Origin of the sequence: Micromonospora sp. NPDC051296 (assembly GCF_040682255.1) — a bacterium.
GTDB lineage: Bacteria > Actinomycetota > Actinomycetes > Mycobacteriales > Micromonosporaceae > Micromonospora > Micromonospora craterilacus.
In genome coordinates this window covers 1-17,457 of record NZ_JBFBAO010000111.1, presented here as the reverse complement: position 1 = coordinate 17,457, position 17,457 = coordinate 1, and the positions used below count along the sequence as shown (strand labels likewise).

At 69.6% G+C, this 17,457-nt stretch carries 16 protein-coding genes; 8 read left to right on the top strand and 8 right to left on the bottom strand.

Features of this window, described 5'->3' with window-relative positions; genetic code table 11:
• Positions 1 to 369 precede the first annotated feature (369 nt).
• Complete coding sequence (locus AB0M52_RS14390; RefSeq protein WP_363953264.1) at positions 370 to 621, top strand: histidine phosphatase family protein; 252 nt, start codon at positions 370 to 372, stop codon at positions 619 to 621.
• A 66-nt stretch (positions 622 to 687) separates the two neighbouring features.
• Here AB0M52_RS14390 and AB0M52_RS14385 read toward each other — a convergent pair whose 3' ends face one another.
• Both AB0M52_RS14385 and AB0M52_RS14380 read right to left on the bottom strand, forming a co-directional pair.
• Positions 688 to 1,575: an arginase family protein gene (locus AB0M52_RS14385; protein ID WP_363953262.1), complete on the bottom strand. Its 888-nt coding sequence runs from the start codon at positions 1,573 to 1,575 to the stop codon at positions 688 to 690.
• 180 nt (positions 1,576 to 1,755) lie between these two features.
• Positions 1,756 to 1,908, bottom strand: coding sequence for a hypothetical protein (locus AB0M52_RS14380; RefSeq protein ID WP_363953260.1), 153 nt, complete (start codon positions 1,906 to 1,908; stop codon positions 1,756 to 1,758).
• A 231-nt stretch (positions 1,909 to 2,139) separates the two neighbouring features.
• Between AB0M52_RS14380 and AB0M52_RS14375 the strand changes: the two genes are divergently transcribed.
• The 3 genes from AB0M52_RS14375 to AB0M52_RS14365 all read left to right on the top strand — a co-directional run bounded on the left by AB0M52_RS14375 (position 2,140) and on the right by AB0M52_RS14365 (position 5,486).
• Complete coding sequence (locus AB0M52_RS14375; protein ID WP_363953258.1) at positions 2,140 to 3,261, top strand: hypothetical protein; 1,122 nt, start codon at positions 2,140 to 2,142, stop codon at positions 3,259 to 3,261.
• 145 nt (positions 3,262 to 3,406) lie between these two features.
• Positions 3,407 to 3,625, top strand: coding sequence for a hypothetical protein (locus AB0M52_RS14370; RefSeq protein WP_363953256.1), 219 nt, complete (start codon positions 3,407 to 3,409; stop codon positions 3,623 to 3,625).
• On the top strand, positions 3,615 to 5,486 hold the full coding sequence (locus tag AB0M52_RS14365; protein WP_363953254.1) for an HEXXH motif domain-containing protein: 1,872 nt from the start codon (positions 3,615 to 3,617) through the stop codon (positions 5,484 to 5,486). The genes AB0M52_RS14370 and AB0M52_RS14365 overlap by 11 nt, the downstream gene beginning before the upstream one ends.
• A 24-nt stretch (positions 5,487 to 5,510) precedes the next feature.
• Here AB0M52_RS14365 and fxsT read toward each other — a convergent pair whose 3' ends face one another.
• From fxsT to AB0M52_RS14350, 3 genes are all read right to left on the bottom strand, one after another.
• Complete coding sequence (fxsT, locus tag AB0M52_RS14360) at positions 5,511 to 9,371, bottom strand: FxSxx-COOH system tetratricopeptide repeat protein (RefSeq protein ID WP_363953252.1); 3,861 nt, start codon at positions 9,369 to 9,371, stop codon at positions 5,511 to 5,513.
• A gap of 157 nt (positions 9,372 to 9,528) precedes the next feature.
• A complete protein-coding gene (locus AB0M52_RS14355; protein ID WP_363953250.1) occupies positions 9,529 to 11,025 on the bottom strand; it encodes a hypothetical protein in 1,497 nt (498 codons plus the stop codon).
• A 49-nt stretch (positions 11,026 to 11,074) separates the two neighbouring features.
• Entirely contained in the window at positions 11,075 to 11,440 is a 366-nt protein-coding gene (locus tag AB0M52_RS14350) for a hypothetical protein (protein WP_363953248.1), read from the bottom strand.
• 471 nt (positions 11,441 to 11,911) lie between these two features.
• Here AB0M52_RS14350 and AB0M52_RS14345 point away from each other — a divergent pair, with 471 nt between their 5' ends.
• The 4 genes from AB0M52_RS14345 to AB0M52_RS14330 all read left to right on the top strand — a co-directional run bounded on the left by AB0M52_RS14345 (position 11,912) and on the right by AB0M52_RS14330 (position 14,697).
• The gene (locus AB0M52_RS14345) at positions 11,912 to 12,262 is read left to right on the top strand and encodes a PadR family transcriptional regulator (RefSeq protein ID WP_363953246.1); all 351 of its coding nucleotides are present in this window, start codon (positions 11,912 to 11,914) and stop codon (positions 12,260 to 12,262) included.
• Positions 12,259 to 13,320, top strand: a complete 1,062-nt coding sequence (locus tag AB0M52_RS14340; protein ID WP_363953244.1) for a hypothetical protein — start codon at positions 12,259 to 12,261, stop codon at positions 13,318 to 13,320. The genes AB0M52_RS14345 and AB0M52_RS14340 overlap by 4 nt, the downstream gene beginning before the upstream one ends.
• Positions 13,321 to 13,508: 188 nt before the next feature.
• On the top strand, positions 13,509 to 13,694 hold the full coding sequence (locus AB0M52_RS14335; RefSeq protein WP_363953242.1) for a hypothetical protein: 186 nt from the start codon (positions 13,509 to 13,511) through the stop codon (positions 13,692 to 13,694).
• 796 nt (positions 13,695 to 14,490) lie between these two features.
• Positions 14,491 to 14,697: a DUF397 domain-containing protein gene (locus AB0M52_RS14330; protein ID WP_111212881.1), complete on the top strand. Its 207-nt coding sequence runs from the start codon at positions 14,491 to 14,493 to the stop codon at positions 14,695 to 14,697.
• A gap of 147 nt (positions 14,698 to 14,844) precedes the next feature.
• On the opposite strand, the gene AB0M52_RS14325 is transcribed toward AB0M52_RS14330, so the two are convergent.
• From AB0M52_RS14325 to AB0M52_RS14315, 3 genes are all read right to left on the bottom strand, one after another.
• Entirely contained in the window at positions 14,845 to 15,660 is an 816-nt protein-coding gene (locus AB0M52_RS14325; protein ID WP_363953240.1) for an SAM-dependent methyltransferase, read from the bottom strand.
• Between the two features lie 78 nt (positions 15,661 to 15,738).
• Entirely contained in the window at positions 15,739 to 16,560 is an 822-nt protein-coding gene (locus AB0M52_RS14320) for a helix-turn-helix transcriptional regulator (protein ID WP_363953238.1), read from the bottom strand.
• Positions 16,561 to 16,805: 245 nt separating this feature from the next.
• The coding region (locus AB0M52_RS14315) for a PhzF family phenazine biosynthesis isomerase (RefSeq protein ID WP_363953236.1) at positions 16,806 to 17,457 on the bottom strand (652 nt) is incomplete at its 5' end.

The window sequence follows — 17,457 nt, the reverse complement described above, 5'->3', positions numbered from 1 at the left end:
GACGGGCCATCATCCGCGCGAGGCGACCGTCACCCTACGGAACATCACCGAACTCTTCACCTCACCGGCCTGGAAGATCGAGACCGCGCGGGAGAACACCCGCGCCCTCACCAGGCCCGACGGAGGCGAGGTGTCGCTGCACGACGTCATCGTGCGCGCCACTCGACGCAGGGCCTAAGAGCGACCGGCAATAGGGCGGTGGAGGCGAGGCGGGTCCCGGCCGGGGTGGCAAGGCGGAGGAGGAGGCCATGCCGGTGTTGCATGGCCGACGGCGACAACGCCGCCAGCCGAAGTGCCAGGGCGCGCCGCAGCCCCGCCAGTCCTATCGCCGGTCGCTCTAAGCCCGGCTGGGAGCTGTGGCGTGACGGCGTGGACGCAGGCGAGGACCTCGGGCGCGTGACCGTGCGGGTCGACGCCTTCCTCTGCCGGGTCCGGCCGCTGCTGGACAAGGGTGACGTGGCCGTCGTCGCGCACGGCCATCTGTCACGCATCCTCACCGCGCGCTGGCTCGGGCTCGACGCGTTGGGTGCGCGGCAGTTCGGGCACCCACATCCGGGGACGATCAACACGCTGGGTTACGAGCACGGGCTGCCCGTCGTGCTCGGGTGGAACGTGCCGTAGTGGCGGCTGCCCATGTTCCGTCCTTGCCGCTGTGCGCACCCGCCACCGTCAAGCGAATCTGATCGATCAGCTTTGCAGGGCGTTAACCAGGGTTTCGACGAGCGCGGCGGCGTAGCGGCCGTCCGGGTCGAGATCCGGATCGTAGATCGTGACCTCCAGGCCGACGCAGGCCGGGTTGGCGAACAGCGGACGGAGCAGCTCGACCAGATGCGGATAGTCCAAGCCGCCGGGGTCGGGCGCGTCGGCGGCCGGCATGACCGCCGGGTCGAGCACATCGGCGTCGAGGTGTACGAAGTAGCCGTCGCAGGCGGCGAATCGTTGTGCCACGCGTTCGCCGACCAGGGCAGGGCCGTCGGCGATGATCTCGGGTGCGGCATACACCGCGATTCCCAGGCCACGTACCTCGTTGAGTTCGTCGTCGTAGTCGCGGACGCCCAAAACAACCAGATCGTCCTCACGGCAGTACGGCCCAAGCCCGTCGATGTCGGCAATGTCTGGCTGGCCCCGGCCGGTGACGATGGCGGTGCCCTCGCCCGCGGACGCCCCGACATGCGTGCTGTTGCCGACATGGCGGAAGTCGATCGATCCGTCAAGGTAGACGATGCCGTAGCGCCCACGACGGCGCAGCGCGAGCGCGGCCCCGAACAGAATTGAGCAGTCCCCACCCAACAGCATCAGGAAACCTGTGTTGTCGAGGACCACGTTCACCCGCTCCGCGAGTCGGCGCGTGTACGTCGCGAGCGCATCCGCGTTGAGGACACCGTCCCCCGGCCGCCAGCCACGGATGTCGTAGCGCGGCGGGACGACCACACCGCCGTCGTGCGCCCCGAGCCGGTCGAGCAGGCGCTGATCGCGAAGCGCACCGGCCAGCTTGTAACACCCGGGAATGAGACCAGGGGCTGGGGCGCGCAACCCGAGATTGGACGGCGCGTCGAGAACAGTGATCGATCGCATCGATCCAGGGTAGAGCGACCAGGCGCCCACGATACGCGCGCATCTGCTGCTGTCCATGTCTGCGCATGAAGAGGCGAGCCGTCACGCTCCGCCTTCGGCGCCTCGTGGCGCCCAGCAACTTGAATTGGGCGACGACAGCGCAGGTGAGCCCCTTGGCGGGCGCCTCTGAGCAGCAGTGCGCTACGGGGGCCTCGACCTGGCCGTCGAGCTGGTGCTCGGCGGCCGGCTCGCCTGGTACGCCGAGACAGACCGGCACGCCAGGGTGCCGTCGTTGATCCCCAGGTCCAGGGCGACCTGCGCGATCGGTTTGCCGGTCTCCCGGACGATCCGCACGGCGCCCTCGCGGAACTCCCGGTCGAACCGTCTCCTCGATCCCGCGTAGGTGGTCGGCGAGTCCGGGCAGGCGGCGTCGGGAAACCACCGACTACGGGCCGTGGGTGGACATCGGCGGGGCGGCAGGTACCCACCAGGCCAAACAGCACACCCTGCCTGGTGCCTCGCGCCAGCACCCTTCCATGCGCGGCCGAGCAAGTGCGGCCGCGGAACTGATCGATAGAGTGAGCCATGGGCCCTGACACTGATCCGCGCGATGTCCACGTGATCGCTGTCGGCATCGACCAGTACGCGGCGGGCGGCGAGTGGAACCTGGTCGGGCCGGTCGACGATGCCCTCCGGTTTGCCCGCTGGTTCCTAACCCGGGGAGTGCCGCCGGGGCAGGTGACCGTGCTGTCGTCGCCCGATCCCGGTCCGGACGCCGTACCGCCGGGAGCCGTCCTGCGGCCCGCCGACCGGGCGACCGTACGGGAGGTGCTGTTGCGGGAGCTGCCGACGCGGCGGGGATCGACCCTCTACGTGATCTGGGGCGGCCACGGCTATGTCGACACCGGCCGGCACCGGCGGCTCTACTACGCCGACGCCACCACCACCGACGCCGGTGCCCTCGATCTCGACTCCATGCTCGCCACCTTCGCCTCCGACCTCGTACCGGCGTTCGACCGGCAGGTGTGGATCGTGGACGCCTGCCAACTGCACGATCGTCCGCAGGGAGCGCGCTCGACCGGCAACGAGAGCTTCCCCGTCGGGGAACCGGTCACCGGCCGGCGGCAGGATGTGCTGTTCGCCGCCGGTCTTGGCCAGGCCGCCGCCAACCTACGGGTGCGGCGTACCGGATTGTTCAGCCGGGAGATACTGCGGCTGCTCGACGACGGCGACACGGATCGGCTCGCGGATCCGCAACGGCTCGTGACCACGCTGCGGGAGCGGTTCACCGAGCTGCGGTCGAGCGGCCTGACCGCGCAGACCCCCACGTACCTCTGGTACCGCAACGCCCTCGGCGACGAGGGTTTCCTTCTGAGCAGACCCACGGCCGGGCATCCGGCTCCCGTGGCGCCCGCGCCGCCACCGCTGACCGCCATGGCACCCCTCGTGGACGCGCTCCTCGAGATACCGGAGTTCCTGCGACCGAACGACCGTGAGGAGATCCTGTCCCTGCTGCGCGGCCAGGTGTACGCGGCCATCCGGCGCAACAGCGCGGCGCGGCTCGATGCCATCAGTGTCGTACGAACCTGTCTGCGGTATCCGGGCGCCCTTTCCGAACTCGTCGAGGCGGTTCGGTTCTTCGCCTCCGACGACGCGGCGATGGCCCGGGTCGAGGGCGGCGCAGCCTCGCTGGCGGCGCACATCTGAGCCGGACGGCGCCGGCATGGTCCGTCCACATCGGAGGATTCCGTTCCGATCCGGTTTGTGGCGACCGTCGCTCGACGCTTTCGCTGCCTGCACACATAAGTAATGATGGAGTTATCGACTGTCATCATCGGGAGGGTTGCCGTACATGGAGGAACGCCTCGCCGGTATCGAGTCTGAGCTGCTCGACCTGTCAGCGGTGACCGTAGCGACCCTGCGAACCGTTGACCTCACCGGCATGACTGCGGCGATCTCGCGGGTGCGAGAGAGAGTTGCCGATTCGGGGGGCAGCATCAGCGGCTACAACGGCTCTTTCCCGAGTCGGATGCGGCCCGCCGGGCCGCATGGGGAGGAACATGTCGAATGATCCCGTTCCGTTAGGTCCGACCTATCTCGAACAGGCGCACTTCAATACCCTGGCCGCCGGCGCTGGAGACGAAGCGGCCATCGCGGCGCTGCGGCGGTCCGAGCGCAGCTGGCGGCTGATCGTGCTGCGGGCCCTGCTGGACGCCTGCGTCGCCCGGGCCGACGCTCGCGGTCCGCTCGCGCCAATCACCGACGCCTGGCATCTGCTGGTGCAGGCCCACGGTGCCGCTCCGGAGAGCACCGAGGACGTCCTGGCCCAGCCACAGGTCGGCATCTGGGCCGCGCACACCCTGCGTCGGCTGGGCGACGACACCGACACCCCCGTGCCGTTGTGGCTGGACGTCGGATACCTGCACGCCCTGGCGGCGGCGAGCGCCGCCCGGGCCGGCCTCTCCTTCGAACTCGACATCCCGGCCCGCCAGGGTGCCGCGGTACTGCCCACCGTGGGCTCCGCGTCGGTCCCGCCGGACGTTCCGGTCGTCGGGGTACGGGCCCGCGACGGACAGGTCGACATCGAGACCGGCGCCCGCACGGTGCGGTGCCTACCCGGCGACCCGGACTGGCATGAACCCGTCGTCATCGAGGTCCGCGCAGGCGGCGTCGGCCTCCGGGTCGAGCTGCTCGATCGCGATGTGTACCGCGACCTTCGAGGGCCCTCGTCGCCGCAGCCGCTGCCGGCGGCCGAGGTCGCCCGTTGGCGCGCGAATCTCGCCGCCGCCTGGAAACTGCTGGCCGGCGAGCAGCCCGATCGCGCCCTGGCAATCAGTGCAATCGTACGGACCCTGGCACCCGTGCCACGCCGTGAGCGTTTCCGCCCACTGTCCGCGTCCGGTGCCGAGGCGTTCGGGGGCATCCTGCTCTCCGAACCGGACGATGCGGTGGAGCTGGCCGTGACCCTGGTGCACGAGTCGCAGCACCACAAGCTCGGGGCCGTGTCTCACCTGCTGACCCTCTGCGAGGCTGGCGACCTCCGCTACTACGCCCCCTGGCGGGACGACCCCAGACCGCTGCCGGGCATTCTCCAAGGTGCGTACGCATTCGCCGGCATCACCCAGTTCTGGGGGGTCCACCGAATCCAGGCACCGCCGGGGGATCGGGCAGCCGCCGACTTCGAGTTCGCGCTGTGGCGGCGGCAGACCCTCGACGTCCTGCGGATGATCGCGGCGTCCGGCCGGCTGACCGCGCACGGCCAGCGGTTCGTCGAGACCCTGCACATGGACCTGAAAACATGTCAGGACGACCCGGTGCCCGCCGCGGCACTCGCCGCGGCCGACGCCGCCGCCCTCGACCACCGCGCAATGTGGCGGGGCCACAACATCCGCCTGGACCCCGCCGATCGGGACGCGCTCGCCTCGGCCTGGCAGCACCGTGTCCCGGCGGCGGAGGCGGTCCTCGCCGTCGGCGCCGCGAAGGTGCTGGCGGAACCGCCGCCGGGCCTGCTCGACGCTCGGGCCGTCCTGCGCAGACACCTGCTGGTCGACCCGGACGCCTTCGGCCGAGTGCGCGCCGCACCCGACGAGGTGGGGGACCGGGTCGAGGGTGCTACCGCGGCCGACCTCGCCCTCGTGACCGGCGACGTCGAGCGGGCGCGCGCCGGCTACCTCGGCGAGCTGAGGCAGGACCCGTCGCGCGTGCACGGCTGGGTGGGTCTCGGCCTCACCCAGATCGACCGTCCCGCCGATCCGGCGACGCGGGCCCTGCTGGGCTGCCCGGAACTCATCCTGGCCGTCGTGCAGGGCCTGCGGTCGCGCGGGTCCGCAACGGTGGCCCCGGATCCGCTGGAGCTGGCCGGCTGGGTCGGTCGTGGGCTCCCGGATCGGCAGTTCGACACGGTCGACCCGGCGGGTTGGCCGGCAGCCTGACCCGCCGGGCGGACCGTGGTCGCACTACAGGGGCAGCGGGTCGATGTCGCAGTTGGCCCGTACGCCGGCGCCGACCGCCGCGACCGCCGGGTGCCGGACGCCGAGGACCTGCCGCAGCTGCTCGATGCTGGTCTCGAACAACGTGCTCGCCTCCGCGCCGCGCCCGAGTTCCCGTAGATCCATGGCGAGGTTAAGCGCGCACACCAGCGTGGTGGGATGGGTGCTGCCGAGCACCTGACGACACTGCGTGAGGGTGTCCGCGTCGAGGACCTGGGCCTGCGCGTAGTCGCCGAGCTCGTAATGGTCGCTCGCCAGGTTGATCCGGGCGGCCAGCACCAGGGCATGCGATGCGCCGAGCCGGCTGGCCAGCCGTTGCGACGCCGCCTGGTCGAGGTCTCGGGCCCGTTCGCACTCGCCGAGCAGCCGAAGCGTCACCGCCAGGTCGACCTGCGCACCCGCGGTGTGCGGGTGGTCCTCGCCGTACAGTCGGCGCAGACCCTCCAGCGCCAACTCCGCCGCGTCCTTGGCGGCGCGCAGGTCGCCGGTCAGCCGCTGGTCGATGGAGAACGTCAGCGTGGCGAGCACCGTGTCCGGATGGTCGCTGCCGTAGCGCGTACGGAAGCGGCGCAGCACGTCGCTGGACAGATCGAGGGCGTCGTGGTGGTGACCGGCCTTGCGCCGGAAACTCGCCAGCATGTGGCTCTGCCGCAGAAGATCCGGGTGGTCGTCGTACTTGAGCATCCGGCGGGCCGTGGCGACGACGTTCTCCTGATTCGCGTGCGCCGCGATGTAGTCACCGAGTTCCCGCCGGTCGAGGTTGATGCCGCCGAAGGTGCTCAGGCTGTCCGGGTGGTCGGTGCCGTAGATCTGCACCAGCCGCTGGTAGGTCTGCTTGTCGAGCTGGAGCGCCCGCCCGAACAGGCCGGACAGCCGCATGCTCACCGCGAGATTGTGCGCGGCACGCAGCGTGAACGGCTCCTCCTCACCGAAGTTCTGTTTCGCCTGTTCGTAGACGACGAGCGAGCGTTCCAGCGCGCCGGCGAAGTCACCGGCGACCCGGTGGTCGGCGGCCACCGCGCCGATCGCGTCCAGGGTCTCCTCCTGGTCGTCGCCGAGGGTCTGCCGGTAGAGCTCGAGCGTCCGGCCGTTCAGCGCGGTCGCGGCGGCGTAGTCACCGACGACGAAGTGCATGAAGCCGAGCCAGCTCGCCATCCGGAGGCTGTCGGCGTCGGTACCGCCGTCGTCGGCGGTCCAGGCCGTCCACGCCCGCTGCGAAAGCTCCCGCGCACCGAGGTGGTCGCCCCACCGCCAGAGGTACTTCGCCTCGTTCAGCACCATGTCCCGCACGAGATCGTTCGGGCAGTCCTCTGCTTCGGAGGCGACGATGTGCGGGTACAGCTCGGCGTACCGTGGCCAGTGGTCGGCGTTGTCGGGCTGGTCGGGGTCGTTGCCGGCCAGCAGCATGTGGGCGCCGTGCCGCAGGGCGTCGCGTTGCTCCGGAGCCATTTGGTTGATCAGTACACGTTGGACGAGGCGGTGCATCTGGAAGGAGTTCGTCCGGTGGTCGATTCTCGCCAGCGAGAGGCGGCCGATCGTGCGGATCGCCCGGTTGAGGCGGACCGGGTTGCGGACGAGGGGATCCAGGTCGGGATGGATGCGCAGCGCGCGTGGCTTCGACAGCAGCACCCTGCTGATCGGTTCGGGCGCGAAGAACGAACACATCTCCAACAGCCGTAGCGCCGAGAGGTCCTGGTCACGTAGCCAGTTGAGCGACACGTTCCAGGCCGCGGCGACGAGCTCCGGGTAGTCCTGCGGCGTCGTCTCGTCGTCGAGGGCAGGCCGGCTGGCGTCGAGCAGTGCCAGATACTCGTCGGCCGGCATCCTCGTCTCGGCGCGCCAGGCCGCCGCCTGCTCGATGGCCAGGGGAAGGTCGCTCAGGGCGGCGGCGAGTCGGTCGGCGTCGTGGACGGCCAGGTCCGGCCCCCGGCGGCGGAGCAGGTCGATGCTCTCCTGCCGCTCGAACACGTCGACCGGAAGGCTGTTCGCGATTTCTCGCCATCCTGCGTTGCGGGAGGTGACGACGATGCTGCCTGGTCCGCCCTTGGGGAAGAACTGCTCGACGTCGTCCGGGTCCTCGGCGTTGTCGAAGATCAGCAACCAGTTCGAGTACGGACGGCCGATCCGCAGTGCCTCCAGCACCGCCGGCACCGCCGTGTTGGCGGTCGACGGAACCGGTAGGTCCAGGCGCGCCGCCAACTCCACCAGCGCGGACTGGATCTGGGCCGGTCGCTCGGCCGGGATCCACCAGATGAGGTCGAAGTCCTGCTGATGGAGGTAGACGTACTCGATGACGAGCTGCGACTTGCCCACCCCGCCGGCGCCGTGCAACGCCTCCGGCAGCACAGCGGTGGTGCCGGCGCGCAGCCGCTGATGCAGGGAATCGAGGAGTTCACGCCGGCCGGTGAAGTTCGTGTTCCGCAGCGGCAGGTTGCCGACGATGGCCGGTAACTGCCCGTCGAGCCGCTGTACGGCCTGCAGGTCGTGGGTCGGTGGCCTGCTCGGGATGATGCCTGACTCGGCGTCCAGCGTGACGTGCGGTGCGGTGCCGAACGAGACCCCCGGGCCCGGCGAGTTCACTCTGTCAGACATTCCGGACTCCATGGTGCTCTGAGCGGTAACGGAAGGTGGCTGAAGTACTCGACGTACCTGCCGTGGGATGGGAGAGCCGAGTGCCTGGCCCAGCCGCGCGGCTGCGACGAGGTTCGGCCCGCCCAGTGAGAGGTGAACAGCCAACTCGACCCGCAGGTACGGCTCGGCGGCCGGTGTGACGCGCTCGTACGACGCGTTCCGCGGATCCTTGACGCGAAGGGTCAGGTTGCGCACCGCCTCCACGTCATGCGCGAGTTCGTACTCCACGACGTGCTGGACCTCGACGGTGCGGTCGCGGTACCCGAGCGTGAGGAGCCGCTCGCGTACGCCGTGCACGAACTCGTACCTGATGCGGGTGTCGCCGGTCGCCGCCGCCCCGTGCGGAACCGGCCGCACCAGATCGCTGGTCAGCACCTCGGTCAGCTGTTCCGGCCCCGAGCGGACCACTGTCCTCGCGACGGCGCGCACCACCTGGACGTTGAGTGGAGCGGCCGCCAGCCGTGTCGCCAGCGTGAACGCCGCCGGCGACACGGTCGCCCGGAATCGGGCGACGAGATCGGGAGCGGTGAGCGAGCGGCTCGGCCGGCGGCCGGTCAGCCCGTCCGGTGGCAGCAGCAACGCGGGCATCCGCAGTTCGCCCGTCGCCGGTCCGGCCAGCAGCCGGCTCCATCGCTGCAACCAGTCCGTGCCGCGTTCGATGACCGGCACGGCCGTCAGCCGGGCGTCGTCGTCGCGTTGGTCGGTGGGACGAAGGTCCAGGCCGCTCACCCGCCACGACGACCGGGTGGTCGCCGGATCCGAGCCGTCCAGGTCCCACGCCACCTCGGTCGTCTCCAGTCCCCGCTCGCGCCAACGCTGTTGGGGCAGAAGGTTGACCACCGCAACGGTCATGCCGGCTGCCCAGGAGACGAGCACGGGGTGGACGAGCCCGCCCCGCCAGGCGTCGGACCCGCCATGGGTCAGCAGGAAGACGATCCGCCGCCCGGTGGGATCGACCAACGTCGCGGGCGGGGCGTTGAGGGCGTCGGGCTCGCCGGTTACCCACAGCGCGCCGTCTTCGACAACCATGCGCCTGACCTCGACCGCGGCGAAGGCGCGTTGAGCCCGTAGCACCGCTACGAACGTCGAGATCTCGTCGGCCCAGAACTCCATCACCGGGTCGTCGTCGACGATCACGACGAGATCCCGGCCACCGTCTGCCGGTTCGATCCGTAACCAGTCGGCCGGTCGGCTCACGGCCGCAGAGGTCGCCGGCACCGATCGGCTCATCACAGAACCGCCGTCGTAGACGCGGGCCATGGCGACCGCACGCGACGGCACCGGCCGGCGACGCTGCCGCCCGTCCGGCGTGGATGCCGGTCGGCGGCGACCCACGTCCCGTGGCCGTTGCCGCTCATGCCAAGACCTTTCGCCTGTCGTCGTCGGCGGAGACCGTTCCTCCTGGCTGCCGATCCGGATCGTCGAACAAGATCACAAAGCCGTGCCCGATGTGCTGGTCGAGCCCCTTGGGGTCCTCACTCCACGCCAACTGCCGCAGGTGCGTGGCACGGTGCGGAAGCCCGGTCACCCCTGGGCCCGATGTCTGATCGCCGAGCATCGACGCAACAGTCTGGCACAGATCCTTTGTGGACGAAGGGGTGCGGTGCCAGATGATCGCCGGCATCCCGGACCGCAGCCCGACGAGCAGTTGCCGCTCGCCCACGCTGTCCACGGTCGGCGACTCGCTGAGCACCAGCACGACGATCCCGCTTTCGCGTTTGAGAGTCGCCTCGAGCTGGACGTCGGCATGGTGCCGCGACGCGCAGTGAATCAGCTGCCGCTGGCCGTCGCGACCGGCGAGGCCCTGCCAGCGGCTGCGCCAGACCCGGTGCCACTGGCTGGCGCGGATGCGCTCCAGGCTCCTGATCACCAGGGGATACTCCGTGGTCAGGGGACTCGGCATCGGTGACTGGAGTTCCTTGCGCCAGGTGTCGACCGGTTCGTTGATCAGCTGCCAGGGCAGGACGAACTCGATGGTCACCGCGCCGGTCTGATCCGCCCAACGGCGTTCGGTCTCGTTGATGACCCGGTCGACGGCCGCTTCGAGGTCCCGGTACGGGATGTGCCGGTCCTCACCGCGGATCGGCTGCCACACCGTGGACGCCCACTGATACCAGTGCGACATGATGTAGGTGTCGTCGTCACCGCCGTACTTCTCGAACTGGATCACCAGGTAGGCGGTACCGGCGGGCGTCGGAGGACTCGGCGGGGACGCCACGATCCGGTCCGCGACTCCCCAGTCCTTGGCCAGCTGCGCGACGAACTCACCCATCCGGTCCAGCGATGCCTCCGGTACGGCCGTCGTCAACCTGTCCAGCAGCGGCAGCCACGGCGGCACCTCGGCGTGCGAGTTCGCCGACGCGAGGTGAGTGAAAAGATCCCAGGCGGTCCTGCACCAGGCAGGGGCTGGGGTCGCACGGGTCTCGGCGACGAACCGCCGCAGCTCCCCGGTCCCGTCGACCGTGGACAGCAGGCCCCGCAGCCAGGGAATGTCGTAGTCGGCGAACAACTCGACCACCTGCCATTCGTCGGCCAGCCGCACCAGCGCGATGGTCTGCTCGCTGCCCGGCTCGAGCAGTTCCAGGCAATCGACGAGGCAGCGCAGCCCGCCCGGTCGATCCACGCACACCGTCACCAGCTCGACGATCTGGGGCCGCAGCACGCTCAGCTCCCGGTAGCCCAGTGCGCCGCCCAATGCGTGGCCCAGTTCCTGAAGCAGCAACTGGCGGCTGTTCGGGTCGCGGATGACCGACGACGCCTCCATCACGGTCGCGATCTGGCCGACCAGTCGGCGGCGCTCCTCCACCACGGCTGGCGAATAGCGCCGCGGCGCCTCGTGCACGGGCCTCATCTGATCGCTCGCTGGCGCGAGCTCGGCGGGGCGCTGCGGCCCGCCGCCATCAGGAGGGCTCCGACCTGAACGGGTCGAGCCTTTCCAGCGCCTCGACGACAGCGGCCGCCTCTCCGTTCACCTCCACGCGTCGTCGCTGGACACCGTCGTCGAACGTCGCGCGCACGCTGACCTGCCCGGTGCGTCGGCGCAGCATCGACTGCAGGGCGTACCACCCGGCGGAGGAGGCGATACCGACGACAATCTGGAGCAGGGTGTCGGTCACCAGACCGCGCGACGAGACGAAATCGCATTCCCCGGTGGGGTGCCAGGTGTCCACCACAACACCCGCTGCCCGCAGCTCCTGCATAAGAGCCGGGGTCGATTCGGGGTAGACCAGGACCCCGTCGTCCTCGGCGAGCGGAAGAAAGGTCACGTCGACGCCGGCTCTCGGACCGGGACCTCGATGGTGGTCCGTGGCGACAATCGAGACCTTTGGTGACATGCGCCTATCGTATTAGCCGAGGCTGCGGCCGTGGCATCGCGCGAAGTGTCGCCAACTTGACACATTTCAATGTCGCGGGATCTTGACTGGCCCTTGCTGGACTCGCCGAATGCTATTCGGAGTCGTCCAGCCCGTAACCCGGCCGCACGGGCGGGCATGCGAGCCGATCGGGCCGCCGCCCTTCCGGTGCTCGTCGGCGATGGTCCTGCTTGGGCGAAGCCGCGCTGTGGGCGCTGCGCGATGTGTCCGAGTCGCCCGACATGAGGACGCTGCGCGAGGCGCTGGCCGACCTTCAATCCGGCAATCCGGCGGACCGTGCTCTGCTGGCCGGAGCCCTGAATCCACCGGCGTGGTCTGGCATTCTGCCTGGCCGCATATCTTGCCCTCCACTATATTGGGTGCATGAGTTTTCGGGCGATGACGGAACCGGCCTTCTTCATCCTCACCGCGCTGCTCGACGCCCCGCGCCACGGCTACGGCATCGTTGCGGAAGTCGCAGAACTGTCGCGGGGCCGCGTGCAGCTGAAGATCGGCTCCCTGTACGGGACCCTGGATCGACTCGTCGGTGAAAGCCTGGTCGAACTGGACCGCGAGGAGGCATGGCAAGGACGGTTACGCCGCTACTACCGGTTGACCGAACACGGCCGCGAGGCCCTCGACGCAGAGGCTCAACGGCTGGCCGCCAACGCGCGCCTCGCCTCGACCCGGTTGCGCGAACGGCGGAACCCGATCACAGGGGCGACGCCGTCATGAGCCGGCTCGAGGAACGCTACCGCCTCATCCTGCGGCTGCTGCCCGCCGACTATCGGCAGGAATGGGAAGACGACATGGTCGCCGCCTTCCTGGAAAGTATGGACACCGGCGATCCCGAAACCACCGCGTACGCCGCAGACTACGGTCGGCCGAGCATGTCAGAGGTCGCCAGCATCGTGTCCCTCGCCGTACGGTTGCGTCTCGGCGGAGCCGACGCGCCACCCCGCTCGTACGCCTGGGGGCAGGCCGTGCGACTGGCGACCCTGATGGCGATGCTGACCCACGCCGTCATGGTCACCGCCAGCATCGCCGTCACACTATGGCTCTCCGGAAAGATCGCCTGGCTGCCAACCCCCCCATCCGAATGGGCAATCACTCCACCATCGAGCATCTGGCACACCGCCTGGAACCTCGCCGGCTACGCCTGGTTACCGGCCTACATCGCGCTCGTCCTCGGACACCGGCGGGTGGCCCAAGCGGTCGCCCTGCTCGCCATCGTGCCTACCACCATCACCACCGTCGTGGAACAAGCCACCAGTGACGGACCTCTGACCGTGTCGCCCTGGGCCATGCTCGTCGTCGACATCGCCCTGCTACTGGCCATGACGGCCTTCCACCACGGCGCCCCACCGATGCCGCGCCGCCCCTGGCTCCTCGCGCTGCCGATCGGCATCCTCCTCGTCCCCGTACCGCTGTTCACCATTCAGGCGACCACACCGGCGCTGAGGCTCCTCGACTGGCCGGGCCTGTCATGTGCGGTGGTATCCGTCGCCATGGTGATCCACCTGACCGCCCACGCAACCCGCCGTCCATCCCGCACACTGCCCTGGTCACTGGCACTCACCCTGCTCGCCGTGACCACGCTCGCCCAGCGAACCGCAACCCTGCCCGACTACCGTCACCAGGCACAACACGCCACCCTCACCACGATCGCCTCCGTACAGGCCATCGCCGTCCTCACGGTGGGCGTACCACTCGCCGTGCTAGCAATCCGCGCGCTGCGCCGACTTCCACCGATCCCCGCCGCCGCCCCGGGACCCACCACATCGACCGAATAGGAACTCTCCCCACTCGCCACACGAGTCTCGGTTCCCGGACTGCTTTCGGTGACGGTCATGCCGCGGCTGCCGCCGGGGTGGTGGTCGTCGTCGATCGGAGACTGCCAAGGCTGGAGTGGCGCGGGCGTGGGTTGTACCAGGCCTCGATCCACTCGGGGAACAATGGAACCCGACGAGGGAGGTCGGCGATGGGTGAGGATCGAGAGCGCACCGAACGGTCAACGGACGAGGAGTTCGCCCGCCTGCGGCACGTCAGGTTCGGCGAGCTGCCCGCCCGAGTCACGCCAGCCGAAGACCTGGTCGAGACCGTAGACACAGATCCCCCGCACGAGGAGCCGTCGCAGCCTCCAGTGCGCCGGGAGTGGGGGGCGTAAATAGCTGCAGGCCGAGACTCATTCCCCAGCGATCACTCGGTCTGCTCGATGCCAGCGACTCGGCCGAGCTCGGTCGTCCGGTCGAGGAGCGGGTCGTCGTCATCGCGGGGAGTCAGATTCCTGGCGATGACGGTGTCCACACCGGTACCCCGGGCCTCGGCCGGCCGGTATCGGACGGTTGCTGCTTCTGCTGAGGACTGCAGGATGACGCCGGGGCGCCAGGATGTCCCGCGGTGTACCCAGACCCGGTCTCCTGGGCAGAACCCGTCGGGTGGGGTCGTGACGGTCGGCGTGCCATGGTGCGGCGCGGACATGATCTCACCTTCGTCGCGGGCCAGCTACGGTCGTTGCTGCGCGAAACCGCTCGCGGCCGGATTGGCACCGATCGGCGGGTAGCTCGTCCTGCACGGCTGGTTGGGCAAGGACGGCCGGCGGCGCGATGTGGCCGAGGATCCGGTCGGCGGTTCCTCACCTGGCACCGGGGGCCGGCGCCATCACGAGCATGGCAGCGCGGCAAGGTGCGTGCAAGATTTCACGGCGACAAAACATCACGACGAGATCCTGCGCGGGCGCCCTTCTCGGTTACCCTGTGTCGGCCACGATTTCATCGTGAAAGGTCCTGCCATTGCGAGGTATGGAGGTCCAGGCCGTCCACCTGGGACTTCAAGCACGCTGGCCTTCGCTACCCGTCGACGGGTAACAACGGAAAGTGACCAAGCCGGGGCGTGATTGCGCCCGGACACTATCCAGGACCACAGAGCCGGTCACCAGCACGCCGTCCATGGAGGAGTAACCGATGCACGAAAGCACCGGATGGATCATGTCCAGCAGGTCGACCGGCAACGGCGGCAGCTGCGTCGAGGCGCGCCGCCACGATGGTCTGATCGAGGTCCGCAACAGCAAGAGCCCGTCCGCCGGCAGCGTACGGTTCACCTCGGAGGAGTGGGACTCGTTCCTCTTCGGCGCCAAGCGGGGGGAGTTCGACGGGCTACTCGCTGACTGAACGGCGTGGCCCACGGCACGACGTCGGGTTGACGACGCGGTGACCACGAGACACCGGCGCCCGCCGAGGCAGATCGGCGGGCGCCGGAGCTGAAATGGGGAAACGGGCCGATCACGGCGGGCGGCGCCATGTTCGCCGCCAGGCCGGTTACGGCTTCCGGCCGACGGCTACCAGACCGGAGCTGCGGGTCGGGTCATCGACGAAATCCGCCGGGTCCTCGGGCGCGGGCCGCCACTGCGGCAGCCACACCACGCCCGGCTCGACCAGGTCGAGACCGACGAAGAACCGCTCGAACTGCCGCCGGGTGCGCAGGTGGAACGGGGTTGCGGTGTTCCGCCGGTACAGTCCCTGGGCGGTCTCCACGTCGTCCTGGTCGACGTCCCCGCCGTCGGCGGAGGCGTGCGACGCCACGAGGTAGCTGCCCGGCGCGAGCGCCGCCCGCAACTGCCCCACCACGTCGTACGCCACGTCGTCGTCGGGTACGAAGTGCAGGACCGCGCCCAGCAGCAGGCCGACCGGCCGGTCGAAATCGAGCAGCGCCCGCACCTGGGGGTGCGCCAGGATGACCTGCGGCTCCCGCAGATCTCCCCGGATGGCGGTGGCCCGATCGTTGCCGTCGAGGATCTCCAGGCTCTCCGACACGGCGACCGTATCGATGTCCACATAGACCACCCGGGCGTCGGGCGCGGACTGCTGGGCGATCTCGTGGACGTTGCCCTCGGTCGGGATGCCCGAACCGATGTCGAGGAACTGTCGTACCCCGGCCTCGGTCAGGTGGCGCACGGCTCGCCGCAGGAACGCACGGTTGGTGCGGGCCAGTACCGGCGCTAGCGGAAACATCTGTGCCATTGCCTTGGCGGCTGCCCTGTCCGCAGGAAAGTTGTGTGTCCCGCCGAGGTGGTAGTCGTAGATCCTCGCCGCAGTCGCCGGCTTCGCTCCGCCAACGTCGTCTACATCAGACACCAGTGCCGCCCTCCGTGATGAGTGTCGCCACGCGTCCCTGCCCCGACAGGGCCGGAGGGGGACCATACCCGCGGCACCTTATCGGAAGGCGTCCAGCGGGACGGAGGCGTCGTAGACCATCGTGAAGATCCGGCGGTACTCGTCGATCTCGCGCGGCTCCTCCAGGTAGAGCGCGCCGATGTGGGACTCCAGGTACACCGTGTTCGGATCGTCCGGGGCGTCGAAGTCCAGGATGCGAAACGCGCCGGCCATCGCGGCGTGCGCGCCGACTGAGAAGGGCAGCACCCTGATGTCCACCGAGTCGAGCTTCGCGACCCGGCGCAGGTGCTCGACCTGCGCGTCGAGAACAGCTTTACCGCCCACGGGTCGGGTGAGCACATCCTCGCCGAGAACGGTCACGATCCGCGGAGCCGGGGTACGCGTGAACAGCGCCCTCTGCCGCTGCATCCGCAGCTTGACATGCCGGTGCGCGGCCTCGGCATCGGCTGGCTTTTCGGCCTCGAACACGGCCATCGCGTACTGCTCGGTCTGCAGTTCGCCGGGTATGACCTCGCCATAGTAGGTGGAGATCTGGCTGGCGCTGGCCTCCAGACCCACGTAGAGCTTGAACCAGTCAGGGATCACCGGGCTGCTGTCCCACCACTCCTGCTGAGAGGTGCCCAACGCCAGCTCGGCCAGCGCGTCGGTGATGCTCTGATCGGCACCGTAGAGCCAGCAGAGCGCCCGGACGTTCGCCGCCGTCACCGGGACCTTGCCGGTCTCGATCCGGTGCAGCGTCGGCTCGGAGATGCCCAGCTTCGCTTCGGCGACCTCTCGCCGGCTCTTGCCGCAGGCCACCCGGAGCCGGGTCAGCCGCCGGCCCAGAGTCCGACGTACCACGCGCTGCCCTGTGATCGGCATGGCCCCACCTCCGCGCTGCGTCTCTCACGACGAAAGACGCCCGCCACCCTACAGCCTGCAAACGTGTCGTCACATAACCCGCCGGGGGTGGTCTGAGTCGGCCACGCTTCGGAGGTTCGCATCGGACCGGGAGGAAGGGCGCCGGCCCGATGGCGCGCGGTCGTGGCCGGTGGAAGTACATGGCCAGGTCGTCGACGACGAGTCTTGGCGGCGTCGGCTGGGTCCGTCAGACCCTCGCCTGCATGTCAGGAAAGGGCAACGGCGGCGCCGGTCACCGCGATTCCAGTTCTGGGTTGGGCGGGGATGTCTACGGTGAGCAGGCTTGGACGGCCCATGTCCTGGCCCTGGTGCACGGTGACCGTGGCGGGCGGCGCCACCAAGCCCATCTCGCGTAGATAGCCACCCAACGCGGCGGCTGCCGCGCCGGTCGCGGGGTCCTCCACCACACCGCCGGGTGGGAACGGGTTACGCGCGTGGAACACCAGCGCGGACTCGCGGTGGACCAGGTCGATCGTTGTCCAGCCGCGCTGGGCCATCAGGCTGGCCAGCGATGCCATGTCGTAGTCCAGGTTGGCCAGGCGTTGCCGGCTCGCGGCGGCCACGATGGGATGCCACGCCCCGGCGAAGGCGATCCGCGGCGGCAGGGTCGCGTCGAGGTCGCCCGGCGTCCATCGCAGCGCGTCGAGCAGCGCCGCGAGGTCGCTGGCGGAGACAGGTTTGGTCTGCGGTTCGACGCTGATCAGCGTGGCGGTGGTGGTGCCGTCCGTCTGGACCTTGGTGGAGACCTCGACCAGGCCGGCGCGGGTCTCCAGATGCAGGACTCCCGGGCCGTGCCGCTCGGCGTAGGCAGCTGCCGACGCGATGGTCGCGTGGCCGCAGAATGGGACTTCTGCCTTC

Coding starts and splice junctions, on each gene's coding strand:
- AB0M52_RS14340 (WP_363953244.1), top strand. CDS start 12,259: ATGAGCCGGCTCGAGGAACGCTACCGCCTCATCCTGCGGCTGCTGCCC.
- AB0M52_RS14355 (WP_363953250.1), bottom strand. CDS start 11,025: ATGAGGCCCGTGCACGAGGCGCCGCGGCGCTATTCGCCAGCCGTGGTG.
- AB0M52_RS14320 (WP_363953238.1), bottom strand. CDS start 16,560: ATGCCGATCACAGGGCAGCGCGTGGTACGTCGGACTCTGGGCCGGCGG.
- AB0M52_RS14345 (WP_363953246.1), top strand. CDS start 11,912: ATGAGTTTTCGGGCGATGACGGAACCGGCCTTCTTCATCCTCACCGCG.
- AB0M52_RS14365 (WP_363953254.1), top strand. CDS start 3,615: ATGTCGAATGATCCCGTTCCGTTAGGTCCGACCTATCTCGAACAGGCG.
- AB0M52_RS14335 (WP_363953242.1), top strand. CDS start 13,509: ATGGGTGAGGATCGAGAGCGCACCGAACGGTCAACGGACGAGGAGTTC.
- AB0M52_RS14375 (WP_363953258.1), top strand. CDS start 2,140: ATGGGCCCTGACACTGATCCGCGCGATGTCCACGTGATCGCTGTCGGC.
- AB0M52_RS14385 (WP_363953262.1), bottom strand. CDS start 1,575: ATGCGATCGATCACTGTTCTCGACGCGCCGTCCAATCTCGGGTTGCGC.
- AB0M52_RS14330 (WP_111212881.1), top strand. CDS start 14,491: ATGCACGAAAGCACCGGATGGATCATGTCCAGCAGGTCGACCGGCAAC.
- AB0M52_RS14370 (WP_363953256.1), top strand. CDS start 3,407: ATGGAGGAACGCCTCGCCGGTATCGAGTCTGAGCTGCTCGACCTGTCA.